The following is a 19,336-nucleotide window of genomic DNA, read 5'->3' as shown; positions in this document are numbered from 1 at the left end:
CCAATAAATCGCTTAATACTGAGGTTATAGACGCTAGCATTATTTTTGTTGACTTATATCAGCACCGAAGAATTCTTCGCTAAGTTTGGTTAGCGTGCCGTCAGCTTTTAGCTCAGTCATGGCGCCATTGAGTTTTTCGACAACTGCGTCATCACCTTTCAGCAGCACCAAGCCCGAACCCGTCTGCTCACTGGCAGGTGCAACCAATTTAATCTCAAGATTGGCGTCTGGGAATTTTTTTAGATAGTCCAATACGGCAAGGTTGTCATTCATCGTAAAGTCAGCGCGGCCTTGTTTGACCAACTGAATCGCTTGCGCCATACCATCGACGGGAACGATTTCAGCTTCATAACGCTCTGCCAGCTCACCATAATTACTGCTAAGCGACTGTGCAGAACGCAGTCCTTTTAGCGCTTCCCACGAGCTATAACGATTGTCATCAGTCGGTGCCAATACCACAGCGCCTGACCAGCTATATTCAGTCGCTTTATCGTACTTTGCTAGGCGCTCAGGCGTGGTCAAACCTACCTGATTGGCAACCATGTCAAAACGTTTTGAATCCAAACCTGCTAGCATGGCATCCCATTGGGTTTCTTTAAATTCAACATCGACCCCAAGTTTATCAGCGACCGCCCGCGTTACTTCGACATCATAACCGGTAAGTTTGCCGCTCTCATCATGATAGGTGAACGGCGGATACGTACCTTCAGTACCGACGTTAATAGTGCCGCCATTATTGATACGTTGGAGCAAATCAGAACCACCAGTCGCCGCACTATCGGCTGCATTGGTATCAGCATCAGTGGTAGGCGACTGATTACAAGCGGCAAGTAATACCGTACTGGCGGCAAAGGCTAAAAGCGTACGACGTTTCATAAGACGTCCTTATAAAGTAGGTGAATAAGGCAAAAAGTAGCAAACCAATAAATAGGGTGAAAGCATTACAAGCAGTCTTGACTAAAAATTGTGCCTATTGACTATCATGCTTGGCTTTGGCTTTGGCTTCCCGATTTGAGGATACTGCGGCTATTTTTCAATACTATTTTTCTATTATGTTGCATTAAATAGGCTAAGTGTCGGTTAATATTCATAATATTTTTAACGGCAAGCCTACTTATGCAACCATGACTTGCTTATATACTAGCGCAGTTGGGTAAGAATAAACGTACAAAAACAGTGAGTATGCGTAAGATTGTTAAGCTTTACTCATTTATAAAGCTTTATATAGCGACTTTTTAGATGAAACTACTTATTCATAATAAGGGTAAGACGAGCTTACTTTGGTTATACTTATATTAAGCGTTTATTATATTGAGTGCCCGCATAGTAAATAAGCCGTTTTCAATAAAAAAGACATCAACCTGATGACTGATGTCTTTTATACTATTTTTATCAAAATAACTGCTACTTTTTGAACTTATTGGCAAATGTTTTACCGCTGTTAGCGTCGACATTAATACTAACAATCTTGTTACCTTTTAATAGGTCAGCTTTATAATACGCTGTATGATTGGCATAATCGCGATCATTCTCAAATTCAATTTCTAATATCTTACCACCTGTTTGTTTTTCAGCGATATTGATGGCCTTCATAATATCGGTTTTCACTTTTTTTTGAACTTGGTAAGCGTTGATATCATCGCCATCAAGACGATCCGTTTCCTTTTTTACAATTTTGCCAGTATTGGCATCTACTTTGATTTCGTAATTGACGCTATCGGTACTGAATTCTAATTCATAGACGCCACCTTTGCCGACGGCATCGCTATCATCCTCATCAAAATCGGCACTGATTAAAATACCAGAAGCTGATTTACTGGCGATAGTAATGGCTTGCTTCAAGCTAATTTTCGCGGCTTGCGCGGCGCGTATTTCGTCTACATTAGTAGCGGCACTGGCGGCTGTAGTTATGACGCCCGTCGTCAAAGCCAATGTCAGACAAGCACCCAATGTTGTTAGCTTAAAACCTTTGAGAATTTTATTCATCATATCGTCTCCTGATTCATATTTTTATTTATTACTATCGATTTTTTTACCGTATTTTTTATTCAACTCTACCGTTTTTCTTATCATAACGCTGATGAGATAGACCTGTGCAGCAAAAAAGTATCCTAATGTATCATCATTGTTTGCAGACAAAAAAACCGCGCCTATCTTCTTAGATAAGCGCGGTTTATGAAAAACAGCTTTCGTATTAAGACAAGTTTAGTTCAAGATACCATAAGCACATAAGGCATCAGCAACGCGTTTGAAACCAACGATATTTGCCCCTGTCATATAGTCGATATAACCGTTATCGGTCTGGTTATATTTTTCTGAAGCGTCAGCAGCGCAGTCGTGGATATTTTTCATAATGCACTTTAAGCGCTCATCGACTTCTTCAAAGGTTTTATATTGACGTACAGAGTTTTGTGACATCTCAAGACCCGATACCGCGACGCCGCCTGCGTTGGCCGCTTTACCTGGTGCATAATGGACGCGGTGCAAACGCACATAATCAATCGCATCAGCGGTCAGTGGCATGTTAGCGCCTTCGGCAATATATTTAATGCCGTTTTCAACCATTAATTTGGCATCGTCTTCATCAACTTCGTTTTGGGTCGCTGATGGAATGGCGATATCACCTTTGATATGCCAGGGTTTTTGCTTAGCCAACCATTCACCGCCGAATACACCGACATAATCACACAACGGCTTACTTTGGGCTTTTTGCTCTTTTAGCCAGTTGATTTTTTCTTGGTCCATACCGTTTGCATCGTGCAGCGTGCCTTGTGAATCAGATACGGTCAGTACTGTTGCACCCAGCATGTGGGCTTTTTCAGCGGCGTGGAGTGAGACGTTACCGGCACCTGATACCAACACTTTTTTGCCTTTGATGTTATCGTTTTGAGCGGCAAGCATGTTTTCTAAGAAGTAAACTGCGCCATAGCCGGTCGCTTCAGTACGCATTAAGCTACCACCAAAACCCACGCCTTTACCGGTCAAGACGCCGCCGTGCTCACGCGTTAGATTCTTATACATCGCAAACATATAGCTGACTTCACGTCCACCGACGCCGATATCGCCTGCCGGTACATCGATGTCTTTACTGACATATGGATGCAGCTCACGCATAAAGGCATAGCAAAAACGGCGGATTTCGCTGTCAGACTTACCTTTAGGATCAAAATCAGCGCCACCTTTACCGCCGCCCATCGGCAATCCAGTTAAGGCGTTTTTGAAAATTTGCTCAAAACCTAAGAACTTAAGGACCGATTGGTTGACGGTAGGATGAAAGCGGATGCCGCCTTTATAAGGACCTAAGGCGTTGCTGAATTGTACACGCCAGCCGCGGTTGACCTGCACTTCACCCTTATCGTTTTCCCAATTGATACGAAAAGCGATAACACGGTCAGGCTCGACAAGACGCTCAAATATTTTGAACGTATCATATTCCGGATGGGCGTCGTATAGCGGAGCAATGGTGATTGCAACTTCTTTTACCGCCTGAATAAACTCAGGTTGATGGGCGTAACGTGCTTCGACTTTTTCGATTGCCTGACTGATACTCATATAGGTTCCTTAGGGTAAAAATGGTCATCGTGCTGATTCACGCGGGTGTTTTATCGCTTAAATACAAACGATGGGATTTAAAACACCAATGTGAGATTGAAATCGTTTCTATACGCTAGTAAATATAGAAACTGGGGGATTAGAAGCCAACTGAATGTGTCTCTAAATCGTAAACCCAGAAGCACAAACAATTTTTATCTCATAACTATATAGCATTTTTTTGCTGTATAAGTCTAGTAAATATCACCATCATCAAAATTTATAAAGGATATTTATTTCATTATAATCTATCAATAAACCCGCCGTGAAAACTCGTTAGTCAAAAAAATGACCGTGCTTATTTGAGTCATTTTCGGCAATGCTTTTTTTTACTTGCTACTTTGACTCTATAATAAAAACATCTTAATAGAAAATAAAAACACTAAATAACTTAAACTATGCCAACTTTTATTTATTAATCGCAATGAAATTGCGATAAACGGTAGTGAAATAGTATTGAGCGGTAAAAAAAACACCGAATATTAAGGCTTCAAACGTTGTTCAGCCATATCAATGGTGATAGTAAGGATTTATAATATCGCCCGCTAGTCGAAGACTAAAATCAGCAAATCCTCAATCCCAATTATCCCCTTATTTATTCGTCACAGAGAAATCGTTATGCGTACAGACTCATTCCAGCAAATCTTGGAAGACCTAAACAGCTCATCTGCCGATGTTGAAGCATCTGCCCTTATCTCGAACGACGGTCTTATGATTGCATCGGCGCTGCCTACAGGCGTTGATGAAGACCGCGTTGGCGCGATGTCTGCTGCTTTATTATCACTAGGTGACCGCGCAGGTCGTGAATTGGCTCGTGGTAGCATCGACCGTATTATGATCCAAGGCGAAAAAGGCTATGTGATTATGACCTCATCAGGTGATGAGGCGGTATTAACCATTATGGCAAAACCAAACGCCAAACTTGGCTTGATATTCTTAGATATTAAGCGCGCCTCAGAAGCCTTGGCAAAACTTATCTAATACTTATTTTTAAAGTTCTGTCATTAAGACTTTATGGGCTATCAGCGCTATAAACTACTTGATAAACAACACTTTAAATGAAAAATCATGCCTTGTCTTATAAAAATTATTTAAGGTATTGCATACCGTTTATATTGAATAAATCTAACAGTGCGGTTTAAAACCTGAGTTTAATTGTCAGTTTGCCATATAAATTTAAGTCATACGCTTAAACCAAATATTTTTTCAATAAGGTTTACGCTTTTTAATAATTATCACAACCATGATAAATGAAGGAGATTACAATGGGTTCTCCACTCCCCGACGCCATGAAGCCTGACATGCCAGCAGAAGAAGTCACTCTGACTTACCACGACGGCACTTCGCGCACTGTTTATGACACTGGTATCGAACGCCCTTATCCTGACGGTAAATTAATCGTCTCACGTACCGACTTAAACGGCGTTTTGACGCACGTGAATGATGCCTTTGTCGAGATTAGCGGCTATGATGTCGATGAATTAATCGGTAAGCAGCATTATATTTTACGCCATCCTGATATGCCAAAAGCGGCTTATAAAGACCTATGGTCGACCGCCGACGCTGGGCAAAAATGGCATGGCTATGTGAAAAACTTATGCAAAGATGGCAGTCACTATTGGGTTTACGCGACTGTCGTACCAAACGTGCGCCGCGGCGAAACGGTTGGTTATACTTCTGTGCGCCGTAAACCATCGCGCAGCAAGATTGATGCGGCAATCGCCCAATATGCCGAAATGAAACAAAATGAGGAAGGCTAAATCATGACGACACATAATATGTTAATCGCGCCTGATTTTTCGCCGGAGCGTTTTGCAGGCTGGCACATGTTTAATACTTTGATTCAAAAGCGTGCCAATCTCAACATGCACCTAAACATCCCTACCTCGCATGCTGAGCAAGAAACCGTTATCAGTGAAGGTGATATTCAAGTTATTTATGCCAACCCTTTTGATGCGGCTACCCTTATCCGTGAGCACGGTTACCATGCGGTTGCGCGCCCTATCGGCAAATCTGATGAGATGGTCATCGCCGCGGCGGCAAATAGCGATATCAATAGCTTAGACGACATCAAAGCTGGCGCTACTATAGCAATGGCTGATAACCACGATGTAAAATTGATTGGTTTACGCCTGCTTGAAGCGGTCGATATCGAAGATAATGACCTTAACTGGTCAGTGACTGAAACATATCAGGCAGCGGCGCGCCAAGTGATTAAGGGTGACGCGCAAGCAGCGTTCTTTTTGGCAGAGATTTTCCATAGCTTTTCACGCCTAACCAAAGCGCAGCTATCAGTGTTAATCGAAAGCGCTTTGGCCGATATCAGCCACGTTTTGCTGATTAAAGACGGCTTTCCGGATACTGACATTTTGATGGATGCCATTTTGAATCTGCATAACGATGATGATGGTAAAGAAGCGTTGACTGAACTTGGTATGCCGCAAGGTTTTGAAGCTATGAACGAAGAAGACGCAGAATTTATGATTGATTTGATGCAAACGTTACTTGACTAGCAGGTTCATTGGCATCTTACTGCCGTCATAGCCTATTAGGCTACAATAATGCTAAGCAACCATCGCTATGGTCTATCACGTCATAGCGATTGAGCAAAGTGGTGGCCTAATAGCATTTTTATTAATACTTTTTGAATAACTTTTTAATCGCTTTTTGCATAGTGCTATGACTAACAGGACACGCTTATGTCTGATTTAGATCTCATCAAAGAAAGTGAAATGGCAGCACGGCGCGTCTATCGTCTTTATTCGCGTAAAATATTTATCGCACCCAACAACCGCCATTTTCACGAACAACGTATCAATGCTGCCCTACTGTTAAACGAAAAAGAACCACTACAAGGCGCGGTAGCCGATTTTTTTTATGGCTGCTGGTATGACATCCCTTATGATGTCACCAATATGTTTACCCGTCTGCAAGGGCGCATGCTGCCGCCTATCGAGCAAGGCTTTCGTGATTGTATCGATAAAAAAAGCTATATCCAAAAAAACAGTATGCTGGCAACGCGCTGGAGCGTACTGGTCTCACCATCTTTAAATGAACAGACGCAGCGCCTGCGTATCAGTAGCGATGACGCCAAAGAAATCGCTAAAGACATCACCAACGATTTGATGCTCGCGCGTGACAATCAAGACTGGGATACCATAGAGCAAATCGAAAACGAGTTTTTTGCCCATTGTATCGCGCGTCACGACCGTCTGGCATTCTCCTTGGTTTGGTTTCGCTTGGGTAAAAGCGATTGGCAATTCGATGCGCGCTGGAATGACTGTCAGCAAAAACTTGAGCAAACCAAAGACACACAAGACGCTTAACGTGCTTATTTTTCATAGCATCATCAACATTCATCTAACGAGTAGCCGCTATGTCTTCTTATTTAAACGCTGATAAAACCTATCTGACCTTGACCCCAGCTGGCATTTTTGAGGCATTTTCGCAAAGTGAACCAACGCCTGAGCAGTTATCCTTGCAAGATTTATTGTCGCATAACGAGACGCTGCTGGCCGCTGACTGGCTCGAGCGCTATTCTGATGAATGGTTAGACAGCTTTTTAGAACATGGCTGGATTGAGAAGCTGTCGCTATTTTTGCCCGCGCCAAATTTGCCGCTTGATCAATTTTTACCGTATGTGGTTTCAAGCTTGTCGGGTAAACGCCGCGCGGCGATTGGTTCTGATGAAGGGTTTTGTCTGGCACGGATTGGCTATAGCCAAGAAGAAGCGGATATGCTCAGTGTGGCGGCGGCGGACTTTTCAGGCTTTATGCTACGCCAAAAACAACGCGGCTGGGCAGTAGAGAGCCAAGCGATTTCTTTCTTTCAGCAAGTTGATTTGCTGATTCCTGAAACCAGTTTTGTATTTTTATGGATTGATGGCTCAGGCTACGTGCTTATCATCGATGGCGAACCTTTAACCAACAACCGTGCCTTTGTTGAGTTGGTATGGGCGCTTAAAACGTCTGGGCTTAGATTTACTAATTAGACCGAATATTTAGCAAACTACACTTAATAAAACCAGTTGCTTCTTATAAATGCACTCTTTAACCATAAGCGGTGCATTTTTTGTATCTGTAACTTAAACTACTGAATATGATAATAAAAATTACCATTTATAATTTTATCGCGTAATAACAATACCCTTAGAATTAACAATAAAGGTTTAAACGTTAGATTATACTTATTATAAGCAACTGTTTACTTTTCCGTTAAATTTATAATTTTAATAAAAACCTCCATTGCTAGATTTTCCTCATCTTCACATTTCCAATGTTTTAAATCATCTTTATTAATAACTACATTCCCCGAACGTGGCAACTTTTGCCAAACCTTGCATTCTTGCTTATTTTTAGGACAGTTTATGGCTTCGCTAACCACTGTGCGCTTACGTTATCAAACGATTGAAATTGGCAATACTGACATTCATATCTGCACCCTACGCGACAATCAACAATTTAGTGACCCCGATAACGAGGCGCTGGACCTTGGTATTTGCTCGGCGTCGTGGCCGATGTTCGGCGTAATTTGGCCGTCAAGCTTGGTGCTGGCCAATCATATGCTTGATTATGATATTGCAGGCAAGCGTATCTTGGAAGTTGGCTGCGGTATGGCGTTATCAAGTCTACTACTGAACCATCGCCATGCCGATATTACTGCGACCGATTATCACCCGACGGTTGAGTATTTTTTGGATAGAAATACCACGTTGAACAATAATAAAGAAATTAACTTTGAACGCTTAGACTGGGCTGAAGACAATAGCCATCTTGGCAAGTTTGATATCATCATTGGTAGTGACTTGCTATATGAAGACCAGCATATTGATATCTTAGCGGAGTTTATCGAACGTCATGCGCTGCCAACTTGTGAGGTTATCGTCGTTGACCCTGGACGCGGGCGCAAAAACAAGCTGACCCATAAGATGGTTGAATTTGGCTTTAGCAGTCAGCACGTGAAACCTGAGGACACCACTTATCTTGAGCTACCTTTTAAAGGGCATATTTTGACGTTTTCGCGTTAATATTTAAAACAATCAAAACTTATAGAATAAAAAAAGACGCCATTTTACGGCGTCTTTTTTATGCATTTTATATCGCGATTTATTGCTAGTGTCATTTATAAGTTTATGTATTTACAAGCGTCGAACCAAAGGTGGTTGCACACGTGAATACATGATTAATGAGATACCATTAGATATCAGCTCAATGGCCAATAGGACGCCAAGAATATAAGTCGCTGACTGCGGATAGCTGGTGAATATCATGATAGCCAACGCAATCGAGATAAGCCCTGAGATTAATATTGGCACAAAAGCCACGGTTCGGCGTAAACCAAAAGCAACTATTACTCTGACAATACCCGTTGCCATAAATAAAATCGCAATCACCATGGTTAGGGTCAAAATACCTTGTAGCGGGTTTTGTAGTAGCTCAATACCAATAAATATGCCAAGTACACCGCCGATGGCCGCCAACACTTTACCCGTCGTGGTATAAGCACGGAACAGGGCAATAAACTGTAAAATACCAACCAAAAGAAAGACGAATCCAGCCAGTTGTTCGGCAGCGAAACTGGCGCTAAGCGGATTAAAAAAAGCAAAGATACCGCCAAGAATACTGATGATACCAACGACTAGCCACAGTGTACGACTCATAAGATCCCCTTACTTTATATTTATAATGCGCAAATGATATCGCAGGTTATTGGCAGCCTTGTATGACGGTAGTAATGTATTCAGGTAATCCTGTTACCATCGGTGCCTAGGCGTTGTACTATGCTTATAACCCTGCTAACGGTTTAGGCGTAATATACCTATCATCCAAACGATTCTTGGCGTCAAATTATTTATCAACCCAGCCCTGCTGTCGGGCATAGGCAAGTTGCTCGGGCGTATCGATATCATAGCTCAGCTGTTTATTGAAGACTGTACTGATTTCACTGGGCGAGAGCGCTCTGATTAAATGACGTAGGCCTTTGTCTCCACGTATATGAAACTGCCATTGTTTAAGTAGCTGATAATCGATAACTAACGGTAGACCAACGATGGGATTTTTCGTTTCATTTTTGACCTCGGCTTTACGCTCGATATGGTCATCTTTTGATAACGTATCGAAAATCTGCCAATACTCATAAGCGCTAGCAGCCACTAGATGCTTACCGGCTAGCAATCCATTAACATGTTCCATATCCAATAAAACTTGGTCAACCCCCATAATCAACACTCGCTCAAGCGCTTCATGATTAAAATCTTTATCATTAACAAACTGAGTCAAGGCTTCAATAGCAGTATAAAGACTATGTCCCATACCAGTTTCGGGCGTTTGGTTAATGACAGTTTCGATATGTAGATGGGTGTCGCTTAGTTTTGCTATCTCACTAGCTATCGATGCCTTGTTTTTAGGAATAACAACAATAATAACTTGCGGATTTGTGCTTGCTGCCAGTCTTATCATATGGCTAATTAACGGAACACCATTTTTACAAAGCAGCTGCTTAGCTTGACCCAGACGACGACTGAGGCCACTGGCTAAAATAATAATGCCATGGTTGGTTTGCTGCTCAAGGTTTTGATTTGATATTGCGGCGCTATTTGACGTCGAGTCACTTTTCTTCATACATCGCTCAATATTTCAGATGTCGTATTATTGCTCGCTGAAAATTTGGCAGTCGCAGTTTGCTTATGCATAACGGCGCTTATTTGTGCCATGATGCCAAGTGCTAAAGCTTCAGGGCCATCACCGCCTAATTTATAACCAATCGGATAGTGGAGTTTTTTCACGCCCTCACTTAAACTTGCCGGATTGTCTTTGACAGCACGAATCTCATTTACCAAGCGCTCGGTTCGATAACTTGGGCCTAATTGCCCAAGATATTTATAATGAGTAGGATGCTCTAACAATAGTGAAAGACGGGCACGGTCTTGGGTCAAACTGTGCGACATCAACGCGACCGCCGCATGACGACTGAGCTTCAGCAGTTTCTCATTATCGTCCAATGCGACTGGCATCACGATATCCGCTTCGGGAAAACGCAGACGCGTGGCATAGTGAACGCGACTATCAATAACGCTGACATGCCAATCTTGTAATTTTGCCATGGTCACAAGCGGCATCACATCATTCCCTGCCCCGCAAATAAGCAAACGGTGTTGTGGTTGTAGACGCTGGATAAGCCATTCTGTGGTGATATCACCGTTTTTTAGGACAACGTATTCGGTATTTTTGTTAGAAACTTCATGCGTTGACAGTTTTTTAATGGTATCTCTAATCTCATGAGTAAAAATATTCGATTGCTCAATGAACCCTTTATTGCCCATACTAGCGCCACTGACAAAAGTTATTTTTTCGTTAGCAATATAGTCTTTCAAATCTAGCCGAAGCCCAATGGGTAAATGGTATTGATCATTTGCGCGAATTAACGTCGCTATCGTTGTAGGATTTTGGCTACGACGAACATGACGAATAACTTCTAAAAACGGCCTTGCGGCTGTCAAACGCTCAAACAGTACATGAACCTTGCCATTACAGCCCAAACCGAAATTTAGCTCATTTTCTAAATCGCCATTTCCATTGCCATTACTTTCACTATCATCATCTGCCTCGTCACTCTCATCACTACCCGTTTGATAAACCTGCACGTTTGCGCCATGACGCGTCAACCAAAAAGCACGTTTGATGATATGTGGTTCTAGGCAACCACCGCTAATCATCCCAACCGAGCGTCCATCAGCGCAGATAAGCATCATTGCCCCAGGCCGACGATAGGCCGAGCCTTCGGTACGTACTACCGTTGCTAACACCGCACCGATGTTTTGCTGCTGCGCCTCGCCTGCGAGCTTTAGAATATCAGCGACCTGATTCATAGTGCCTCTTATCTCTATTTATTTTTATTTTAGTTTCAGTTTTAATGATTAAAATTGCATTTCGCCTTATAAAAACCCGCTAGTGATGGCCGCTAGCGGGTTTTTATATCAAGCATCAGTTAGCCATTCGTTAATATCGACTATCAACAATAGTTATTCTGGCAACTCATAAAGCAGCTTATCAAGAGTGATTGGGAAATCGTAAACGCGCACACCGACCGCATTATAAATAGCATTAGCAATAGCCGCCGCTGCTCCAGAAATCGCGGTTTCGCCAATCCCTTTGATATGCATGGGATTGGTATAAGGGTCATCTTCTTCGACCAATATTACCTCCAGTTGCGGCACATCGGCATTGACCGGCACATGGTATTCAGCAAGATCATGATTGCATAGGCGACCATCACGCTTATCATGGATGATTTCCTCCATAAGCGCCGAACCAATACCGAAAACCATACCCCCGTAGCATTGTGAAGTGGCGGTTTTATGGTTAAGAATACGTCCGGCAGCAAAGGCGCCCGTCATGCGTTTAAGACGAATCTCGCCAGTCACTCTATGGACGGCGACTTCCGCGAAATTGACACCAAACGACGCTTGGCGATGGCTTTTGGCATTTTTTCCTGGTTTGATTTGACCTTTAGCGCTCATTTTTTTCTCATCGCATGCAGCGATAATATCTGCCAATGCATAAGACTGAAAATTGCTAAAATCGTATTTTTCTGCAGCAGACTCGGGTAAAGCTAAACCCGTTTTTTCAGTGACTGTATCTTTTAAATCTAGCGCTTTGTCTTTAAGCGTTTCAACCGCTGCTTCTGTTACGCTAGGGTCATGTTCACCTGCTCGTTTAATCTGACCTTTATCAAGCTGAATGGTGTCTGGATAAAGCCCGACTTTTTCTGCCAACATATCGCGTAGTTGCTCACAGGCAAGATAGATACCGCTCCCTGCACTTGCGGCGCCCACACTACCACCCGAACCTGAAGCCGGTGGCAACTCACTATCACCCAGCTTCATCTCGATATGGTCTATTGGTAAGCCTAGTAAATCAGCGGCAACCTGAGAAAATACCGTATAAGAGCCCGTACCGATATCGGTCATATCGGTTTCGATAATGGCTTTAATGCCAAGGGCTTTTGAATCGTCAACTTGCAGTGTCGCCCGCGCCTCTGACGGTTTTAATTGGTTACCACGAGCGGATGCCGCCATCCCCGTACCAATCCACCAATCTCCCTCTAACTGACTGACAGGTTTAGGATTGCGCTGCTCCCAACCGAATTGCGCCGCCCCTTGCTCCATACAAGCAAGTAGCTGCCGCGTCGAAAACGGAATGTCTTGGCTTGGGTCTTGCTCAGGCTCGTTACGACGTCGCAGCTCAAGCGGATCGATATTCAATTGCGTGGCCAATTCATCCATCGCACATTCAACCGCAATCATACCGACCGCTTCACCGGGTGCGCGCATAGAGCCAGAAAGCACGTAATTCATATCTACTTGTTTATAATTCACGCGGCGATTTTCACCGCGGTATAAATATTTAGTCGATAATGCTGTCGGCTCAAAAAATGCCTCACCCGGTAAATTACTGCCAACGGTATCGTGAATAAAGGTATTGATGATGCCGTCTTTATCACAGCCAATGGCGATACGCTGGCGAGTGTTTGAGCGTCTAACGGTCGCTTCCATCACTTGCGGACGCGTCATACTGATCAGCACCGGACGACCAAGCTCTTTTGCCGCAATCGCTGCTGCAATCGACTCAGGCGCGATACCCAATTTACTACCGAAACCGCCACCAACAAAATAAGAAATTAGTTGGACCTGATCTTTTTTTAGATCTAAAGCATCCATCACTTGCTGTTTGCAAGGTGCAATCATTTGGTTTGAGGTATACATGATGAGCTTATCGTCTTCCCAATAAGCCAGCGTCGCATGCGGCTCCATCGGCGAGTTGCTTTGACTTGGCGTATGGTAAAAGCGATCGAGAGTAATTTCCGCTTGCGCCAAGCCTTTTTCAGGGTCGCCTGTAACAGAATTTTTATCTGGGCCCTTTTGCTCATTGACATCATGAGCACTTGGCAGCTCTTGGGTAAAGTTTAATGCCGCTTGTTCGGTCTCATTTTTATAAGTGACTTTAAGGGCATTAGCGCCTTCGGTCGCCGCTTCAAAAGTCTCAGCAACCACTACCGCTATCGGCTGCCCGTGATAATAAATCTCGCTAGCGCCTTGGGTTGGTGCTTCGGTCTCACCGCCTTGCTGTGAGTTTCGCAAAAAATGCTTAGGATCGGTCACCACTTTGATGATGCCAGGAATATCTTCTAAAGCACTGCTATCGATATTTTCCACTTGTCCTTTGGCTATTTTCGCGCCAACTAAAACGCCGTAAACTTGATTTTCTCGATAAAACTCTGCTGAGTAAGGTGCTTGTCCGCTGACCTTTAACGAACCATCAACACGGTTAATCGGTTTGCCGACCAAATTGCTTGCTGTTTTGTCAAAAAGCGAATCGACAGGCTCATTCATCATCATTTTTTTGGTAGGTTCTGATGGCAATACTGAGTCCAATAATGACATGATTATGCTCCCTCGCCCGCTAAGGCGCGCTGAATAACTTGTTTAAGTAGGCGACGCGTCAATGGTATTTTAAAATCGTTTTGACCGTGACCTTTGGCCTCTTTTAATAATAAGTCTGCGGCTTGTGCGATCGTAGCGTCATCACCCGCCGTGCCCGTTAATAATGCTTCAACGTCTTCATTACGCCACGGCATCACCCCAATACCACCAAACGCCAAACGTACAGTCGCCAAATTACCCGTATCATCGCTCTCTATGACAGACGCACAAGACACTAAGGCAAAGGCGTAAGAAGCGCGGTCACGTACTTTGTCGTAAGTATGCATGCCTTTGATAGGCGATGGTAAAACAACATGAGTGATAAGCTCGCCACTCTCCAAGACATTTTCGATATGCGGCGTGTCTTTTGGCAGACAATAAAAGTCTTTGACTGGAATAGAACGGGTCGAACCATCTGCTTTCACCGTTTCAATGACAGCGTCAAGCAACCGCATTGCCACCGCCATATCCGATGGGTGCTGAGCAATACAGGCATCACTTGTACCTAAAACAGCTAGGGTACGGTTCTCGCCATTAATCGCTGGACAGCCACTACCGGGTTCACGTTTATTGCACGGACTGTCGGTCTGATAAAAATAATAACAACGCGTGCGCTGTAAAAAATTACCGCCAGTGGTGGCTTTATTACGCAGTTGACCCGTCGCGCCAGCTAAAATAGCGCGCGATAATACCGGATAATTGGCAATGACCTCCGGATGCGCCGCCAAATCACTGTTGGTGACCAGCGTACCGATACGTAATCCGCCATCAGCAGTCGTTTCGATTTGCTCAAGCTCAAGACGGGTGATATCGACCAATTTGGTTGGTGTTTCAATCTCAAACTTCATTAAATCTAAGAGATTGGTACCACCGCCGATAAATGACGCATCTTTTGGGCTGGCAGCAGTCGCTGCTTGCTCAGGAGCTTCGGCACGGACATAGTCAAAGCGTTTCATAAGTGAGCTCCTAATTGGGCGTTATGGTTTTTATTTTGTGACGCCTCATTTTGCGACGGCTTACTAAGCTGAGTTTCACTAGGCGGCGGCGACCAAATACCGGTAACGCTTGCAGCATCTGAGCCTTTTGTAGGTATAGTATTTTTTGTAGTTATAGTAGTAGAGACAGCTTTACCTGTTACGTTATTTTCCAAGACTTGCGAGATGGCATTAATAATGTTCGGATAAGCCGAACAGCGACAAATATTACCGCTCATGCGTTCGGCGATTTCTTGTACCAGCAAGCCATCAGGATTTTGCAAATCGGTAGTCACATAGCTTGGCCAGTTTTGCTTAATCTCTTCAATCAAAGCAGTGGCTGAACAAATTTGCCCCGGCGTACAGTAACCGCACTGAAACGCATCGTGGTCTTTAAACGCTTGCTGTAAGTCTGAGAGCGATTCAGGCATTCCAATGCCTTCAATCGTCGTAATCTCATCACCGTCGTGCATGATCGCAAGGGTCAGGCAAGAATTAACCCGTCGCCCATTAATGAGCATGGTACAAGCGCCGCATTGACCGTGGTCGCAGCCCTTTTTGGGTCCAGTAATTTGTAGATGCTGGCGGCAGACATCAAGCAATGTCGTGCGCGGATCAAGATTATCGAGCTGATAATCTTGCTGATTAATCGTTAACGTCAAGGTAGACATGCTGGCTTCTCGCTGGCAGTTATTCATAAAAGGATAAGTGTGCACGCTCTTAAACAGCGTCAATCGTTTCATTATGGCGTATCAAAAACAGCGCTTTGTTTTTACTTTGTAGTCATTGCAGTGTAGTTTTTTTAAGCAAATAGTGAGGACAAAACTTTTTTGTCAACTTTTAAACCTACGATAACTCTCCTTTACAACTGCGGTTGGCTGCTTAACCTCGTTAGTAGAACCTGTAACTTAGCAACCATTGTAATCACGATTTCATTCTCTTAATATGGATTCAACTTTATAAAACCTTCTATAAATAAATCGAACATAATCAATAAAATAGGTATAAAAATATGGAAAACTCAAATCAACCGCTATCCGGAAAACCTCTGCGCATCGATATCGTCTCAGACGTGGTTTGCCCGTGGTGTATCATCGGTTATCGTCAATTGGCTGAGGCGCTCAAGCAAACCAATACCGAGCACGAAATACACTGGCATCCATTTGAGCTAAATCCTAATATGCCAAGCGCAGGACAAAATTTGCGCGAGCACATTATGAAAAAATACGGTTCGAGCAAGGAAGAATCAGACGCGAGCCGCCTTAGAATGACGCAAGCGGGCAATGAAGTTGGCTTTGAATTTAATTTCAACGATGACACGCGGATACACAATACTTTTAATCTGCATCAGCTGTTGTATTGGGCAGGTCAACAAGGACAAAAGCCGATGCATGACTTAAAGCAGGCGTTATTTGGCGCGCACTTTACCGATGGTCGCAACATCTCTGATAATACGGTGCTGGCTGATATTGCAGCGGAAGTTGGACTTAATCGTGAAGAGGCGCTGGCTGTGCTGGAGGATCAGCGTTTTGCCAAAGAGGTACGCGCAGAAGAGCGCCACTGGCAGCAGCAAGGTATCCAAAGCGTACCAGCAATGATTTTTAATGAGCGGCACTTGGTCAGCGGCGCGCAAGGCGTGGACAATTACGTCAATATTTTACAACAATTGGCTGCTATGCAAGAGTAAATAAAGCTTTGCTAATAGGACTATGATTAATGAGTAAAGAAAAATTACTGACGCTGTCAGACGAAGCAGAAGAAATTGTCTTGGATAAGCTTAGAGAGTATATGAGCGAGGAATTTGATGTTGATATTGGCAACCTGCCTGCTAAGTTTTTATTGGATTTTATAATCGAAACCTTGGGACCACTTCTCTACAATCAAGTGGTCGACGATATTGAACCTTGGTTATACGATAGATTTACAGGCGTTTTAGAAGATATGCACAGCTTTAAAAAAGATTAAAAGGCATACAAAAAAACGCCGCCCCATTATAGGAGCGGCATTTTTATTTAATAGCGTTAAAAAAGCTTAGCTATCTAAGCATCATTCTAGAAATGCACCACAGAGCGAATACTCTCACCTTTATGCATCAAGTCAAAAGCTTCGTTGATATCTTCTAACGGCATGGTATGAGTAATAAAGTCTTGTAACGGAATTTCTCCTGCTAGGTAGCGCTCGACGTAGCCTGGCAACTCTGAGCGACCTTTGACACCACCAAAGGCTGAACCGCGCCAGACGCGACCTGTGACTAACTGGAATGGACGGGTTGATATTTCTTGCCCTGCGCCCGCGACACCGATGATGACTGACTCGCCCCAACCTTTATGGCAGCACTCTAACGCTGAGCGCATGACATCAACATTACCGATACATTCAAACGAATAATCAACGCCGCCATCGGTCAGCTCAACGATGACATCTTGGATTGGCTTATCGTAGTCTTTTGGATTGATGCAATCAGTCGCGCCCAATTTTTTGGCCAATTCAAACTTGCTTTCGTTAATATCAATGGCAATAATACGGCTGGCCTTGGCCATTTGTGCACCGATAACCGCTGATAGTCCGATACCGCCTAAACCAAAGATGGCAACCGTTGCACCTTCTTCGACTTTTGCAGTATTCATGACAGCGCCCATACCAGTGGTCACGCCGCAACCAAGTAAGCAAACTTCTTCTAGCGGCGCTTCTTTGTTCACTTTTGCCAATGAAATCTCTGGCAACACTGTATATTCAGAAAAGGTTGAGCAACCCATATAATGGTAAATTGGCTCGCCATCTTTATAAAAGCGCGTCGTACCGTCTGGCATTAAGCCTTTACCTTGGGTCTCACGTACCGCCGAGCACAGGTTGGTTTTACCTGAGCGGCACATTTTACAGACGCCGCACTCTGCAGTATATAAAGGAATGACATGGTCGCCGACTTGCACGCTGGTGACGCCTTCGCCGATTTGCTCAACGATACCGCCGCCTTCGTGGCCTAAAATTGCAGGAAACACACCTTCTGGGTCTTCACCAGATAAGGTGAACGCATCGGTATGACAAACACCACTGGCGACAATTTTCACCAGTACTTCGCCTTTTTTGGGCAGCATCACATCCACTTCTTCGATAGACAATGGCTCATTTGGCCCCCACGCAATGGCGGCTTTGGATTTGATAAAGTTATCTGACATAGTATTCTCTCTTTTTAATTAATTTTATCGTTTATTATCCGCAGACCAATTTAGCTTATAGCGCTTACTTGATAGAGGCAAGCGCTAGTTATAGCAGTTTATATTTGAGCTGTTTGTAAAGGATTCATTTTATGCTGTCCATTATAGTTGTTTCTGCTGTGATAACAATATGCTATATTTGCAAATATCTTTTACACAATGGTAATAATCATGCGCTGGGATGGCATTAGCGAGTTCGTCTATGTGGCGGAATACGAAAGCTTTACACGAGCAGCAAAAGAATTGGGTATTTCAACCGCGCAGGTCAGTCGGCAGATAAGCGCCTTAGAAAAACGCCTTAACATTAAATTGCTCTATCGTACGACGCGCAAGGTATCGCTGACTGAAGAAGGTCGGGTATTTTATCAGCATTGCCGCGGTGTGCTTGACGGCTTAGATGCGGCCGAACAAGCCGTAAGCAATTTACAAACCAAACCCCAAGGCAGAATTAAACTGACCGCCCCTGTCACCTATGGCGAACAGCAGTTATTGCCCCTTATCAATGATTTTATGGTGCAATACCGCGATATCGAAGTGACGGCTTTTTTAAGCAATCAAAAAATTGACTTAATTGAGGGTGGTTATGATTTGGCGATTCGTATTGGCAAATTAAGCGACTCAACGATGATGGCAAAAAAACTTAGTCATCGTACCAATTTTGTCTGTGCCGCGCCCGCTTATCTAGAAAAGTACGGCGTACCATATTCTCTAGTCGACTTAAGACAACATAATTGCTTACTTGGTACGCGGGATTATTGGCACTTTATAGAAAATGATAAAAACGCTGATAAGGAAATAAACTTACGCGTCTCTGGCAGCGTGCAATATAACAGCGGTCACAGCCTAGTCGATGCGGCACTAAAAAGCTTGGGTATCGTGCAGCTACCTGATTATTATGTACAAAAACACTTAGCGTCCGGTGCACTGGTTAGCGTGTTAGATGACTATAGAGAGCCTGAGGAAGGGATTTGGGCGATTTATCCGCACAATCGTCATTTATCGCCAAAAATCAGATTGCTGGTGGACTATTTAGCAGAGCGCTTATCTTAATAAAGCTTGAAAGTGGCGATTTAGGA

At 43.6% G+C, this 19,336-nt stretch carries 19 protein-coding genes; 9 read left to right on the top strand and 10 right to left on the bottom strand.

The window, feature by feature from the left end; translation table 11 throughout:
• Window positions 1-39: 39 nt before the first annotated feature.
• The 3 genes from CXF58_RS12155 to gdhA form a co-directional block, all read right to left on the bottom strand.
• The gene (locus CXF58_RS12155) at window positions 40-876 is read right to left on the bottom strand and encodes an amino acid ABC transporter substrate-binding protein (RefSeq protein WP_102077630.1); all 837 of its coding nucleotides are present in this window, start codon (window positions 874-876) and stop codon (window positions 40-42) included.
• Window positions 877-1,404: 528 nt separating this feature from the next.
• The gene (locus tag CXF58_RS12150; protein WP_102077629.1) at window positions 1,405-1,989 is read right to left on the bottom strand and encodes a PepSY domain-containing protein; all 585 of its coding nucleotides are present in this window, start codon (window positions 1,987-1,989) and stop codon (window positions 1,405-1,407) included.
• A gap of 216 nt (window positions 1,990-2,205) precedes the next feature.
• The gene (gene gdhA / locus CXF58_RS12145) at window positions 2,206-3,552 is read right to left on the bottom strand and encodes an NADP-specific glutamate dehydrogenase (protein WP_102077628.1); all 1,347 of its coding nucleotides are present in this window, start codon (window positions 3,550-3,552) and stop codon (window positions 2,206-2,208) included.
• A gap of 657 nt (window positions 3,553-4,209) precedes the next feature.
• Between gdhA and CXF58_RS12140 the strand changes: the two genes are divergently transcribed.
• From CXF58_RS12140 to CXF58_RS12110, 6 genes are all read left to right on the top strand, one after another.
• Complete coding sequence (locus CXF58_RS12140; RefSeq protein WP_010201036.1) at window positions 4,210-4,572, top strand: roadblock/LC7 domain-containing protein; 363 nt, start codon at window positions 4,210-4,212, stop codon at window positions 4,570-4,572.
• A gap of 284 nt (window positions 4,573-4,856) precedes the next feature.
• Window positions 4,857-5,351: a PAS domain-containing protein gene (locus CXF58_RS12135; protein ID WP_082894364.1), complete on the top strand. Its 495-nt coding sequence runs from the start codon at window positions 4,857-4,859 to the stop codon at window positions 5,349-5,351.
• A gap of 3 nt (window positions 5,352-5,354) precedes the next feature.
• Entirely contained in the window at window positions 5,355-6,104 is a 750-nt protein-coding gene (locus tag CXF58_RS12130) for a PhnD/SsuA/transferrin family substrate-binding protein (RefSeq protein ID WP_102077627.1), read from the top strand.
• A 186-nt stretch (window positions 6,105-6,290) separates the two neighbouring features.
• Window positions 6,291-6,917: a hypothetical protein gene (locus tag CXF58_RS12125; protein ID WP_102077626.1), complete on the top strand. Its 627-nt coding sequence runs from the start codon at window positions 6,291-6,293 to the stop codon at window positions 6,915-6,917.
• Window positions 6,918-6,967: 50 nt separating this feature from the next.
• On the top strand, window positions 6,968-7,582 hold the full coding sequence (locus CXF58_RS12120) for a hypothetical protein (protein ID WP_068407263.1): 615 nt from the start codon (window positions 6,968-6,970) through the stop codon (window positions 7,580-7,582).
• 375 nt (window positions 7,583-7,957) lie between these two features.
• Window positions 7,958-8,617, top strand: a complete 660-nt coding sequence (locus CXF58_RS12110) for a class I SAM-dependent methyltransferase (protein WP_102077624.1) — start codon at window positions 7,958-7,960, stop codon at window positions 8,615-8,617.
• Between the two features lie 111 nt (window positions 8,618-8,728).
• On the opposite strand, the gene CXF58_RS12105 is transcribed toward CXF58_RS12110, so the two are convergent.
• The 6 genes from CXF58_RS12105 to CXF58_RS12080 all read right to left on the bottom strand — a co-directional run bounded on the left by CXF58_RS12105 (window position 8,729) and on the right by CXF58_RS12080 (window position 15,716).
• A complete protein-coding gene (locus CXF58_RS12105) occupies window positions 8,729-9,250 on the bottom strand; it encodes an HdeD family acid-resistance protein (protein ID WP_068407267.1) in 522 nt (173 codons plus the stop codon).
• 187 nt (window positions 9,251-9,437) lie between these two features.
• Entirely contained in the window at window positions 9,438-10,211 is a 774-nt protein-coding gene (locus CXF58_RS12100; protein ID WP_068403858.1) for an NTP transferase domain-containing protein, read from the bottom strand.
• The gene (locus tag CXF58_RS12095; protein WP_068403860.1) at window positions 10,208-11,458 is read right to left on the bottom strand and encodes an XdhC family protein; all 1,251 of its coding nucleotides are present in this window, start codon (window positions 11,456-11,458) and stop codon (window positions 10,208-10,210) included. Before CXF58_RS12095 ends, CXF58_RS12100 begins: the two co-directional genes overlap by 4 nt.
• Window positions 11,459-11,611: 153 nt before the next feature.
• Window positions 11,612-14,032: a xanthine dehydrogenase family protein molybdopterin-binding subunit gene (locus tag CXF58_RS12090; RefSeq protein ID WP_068403862.1), complete on the bottom strand. Its 2,421-nt coding sequence runs from the start codon at window positions 14,030-14,032 to the stop codon at window positions 11,612-11,614.
• A gap of 2 nt (window positions 14,033-14,034) precedes the next feature.
• Window positions 14,035-15,027, bottom strand: coding sequence for an FAD binding domain-containing protein (locus CXF58_RS12085; RefSeq protein ID WP_068403864.1), 993 nt, complete (start codon window positions 15,025-15,027; stop codon window positions 14,035-14,037).
• Complete coding sequence (locus CXF58_RS12080; protein WP_068403865.1) at window positions 15,024-15,716, bottom strand: 2Fe-2S iron-sulfur cluster-binding protein; 693 nt, start codon at window positions 15,714-15,716, stop codon at window positions 15,024-15,026. Before CXF58_RS12080 ends, CXF58_RS12085 begins: the two co-directional genes overlap by 4 nt.
• 341 nt (window positions 15,717-16,057) lie before the next feature.
• Between CXF58_RS12080 and CXF58_RS12075 the strand changes: the two genes are divergently transcribed.
• On the top strand, window positions 16,058-16,732 hold the full coding sequence (locus tag CXF58_RS12075) for a DsbA family oxidoreductase (RefSeq protein WP_102077623.1): 675 nt from the start codon (window positions 16,058-16,060) through the stop codon (window positions 16,730-16,732).
• Between the two features lie 29 nt (window positions 16,733-16,761).
• Window positions 16,762-17,010, top strand: a complete 249-nt coding sequence (locus tag CXF58_RS12070; RefSeq protein WP_068403868.1) for a DUF2164 domain-containing protein — start codon at window positions 16,762-16,764, stop codon at window positions 17,008-17,010.
• An 86-nt stretch (window positions 17,011-17,096) separates the two neighbouring features.
• Here the strand turns inward: CXF58_RS12070 and CXF58_RS12065 are convergent, their stop codons facing one another.
• A complete protein-coding gene (locus CXF58_RS12065) occupies window positions 17,097-18,221 on the bottom strand; it encodes an S-(hydroxymethyl)glutathione dehydrogenase/class III alcohol dehydrogenase (RefSeq protein ID WP_068403870.1) in 1,125 nt (374 codons plus the stop codon).
• Between the two features lie 210 nt (window positions 18,222-18,431).
• Here CXF58_RS12065 and CXF58_RS12060 point away from each other — a divergent pair, with 210 nt between their 5' ends.
• Window positions 18,432-19,310 carry a LysR family transcriptional regulator gene (locus CXF58_RS12060; RefSeq protein ID WP_068403872.1) on the top strand — a complete coding sequence of 293 codons (879 nt, stop codon included), beginning with the start codon at window positions 18,432-18,434 and terminating at the stop codon, window positions 19,308-19,310.
• The last annotated feature ends 26 nt before the right edge of the window (window positions 19,311-19,336 follow it).

It is taken from the genome of Psychrobacter sp. Sarcosine-02u-2, assembly GCF_002836335.1.
Classification (GTDB): Bacteria; Pseudomonadota; Gammaproteobacteria; order Pseudomonadales; family Moraxellaceae; genus Psychrobacter; species Psychrobacter faecalis.
This window is presented reverse-complemented; position numbering and strand designations above follow the sequence as displayed.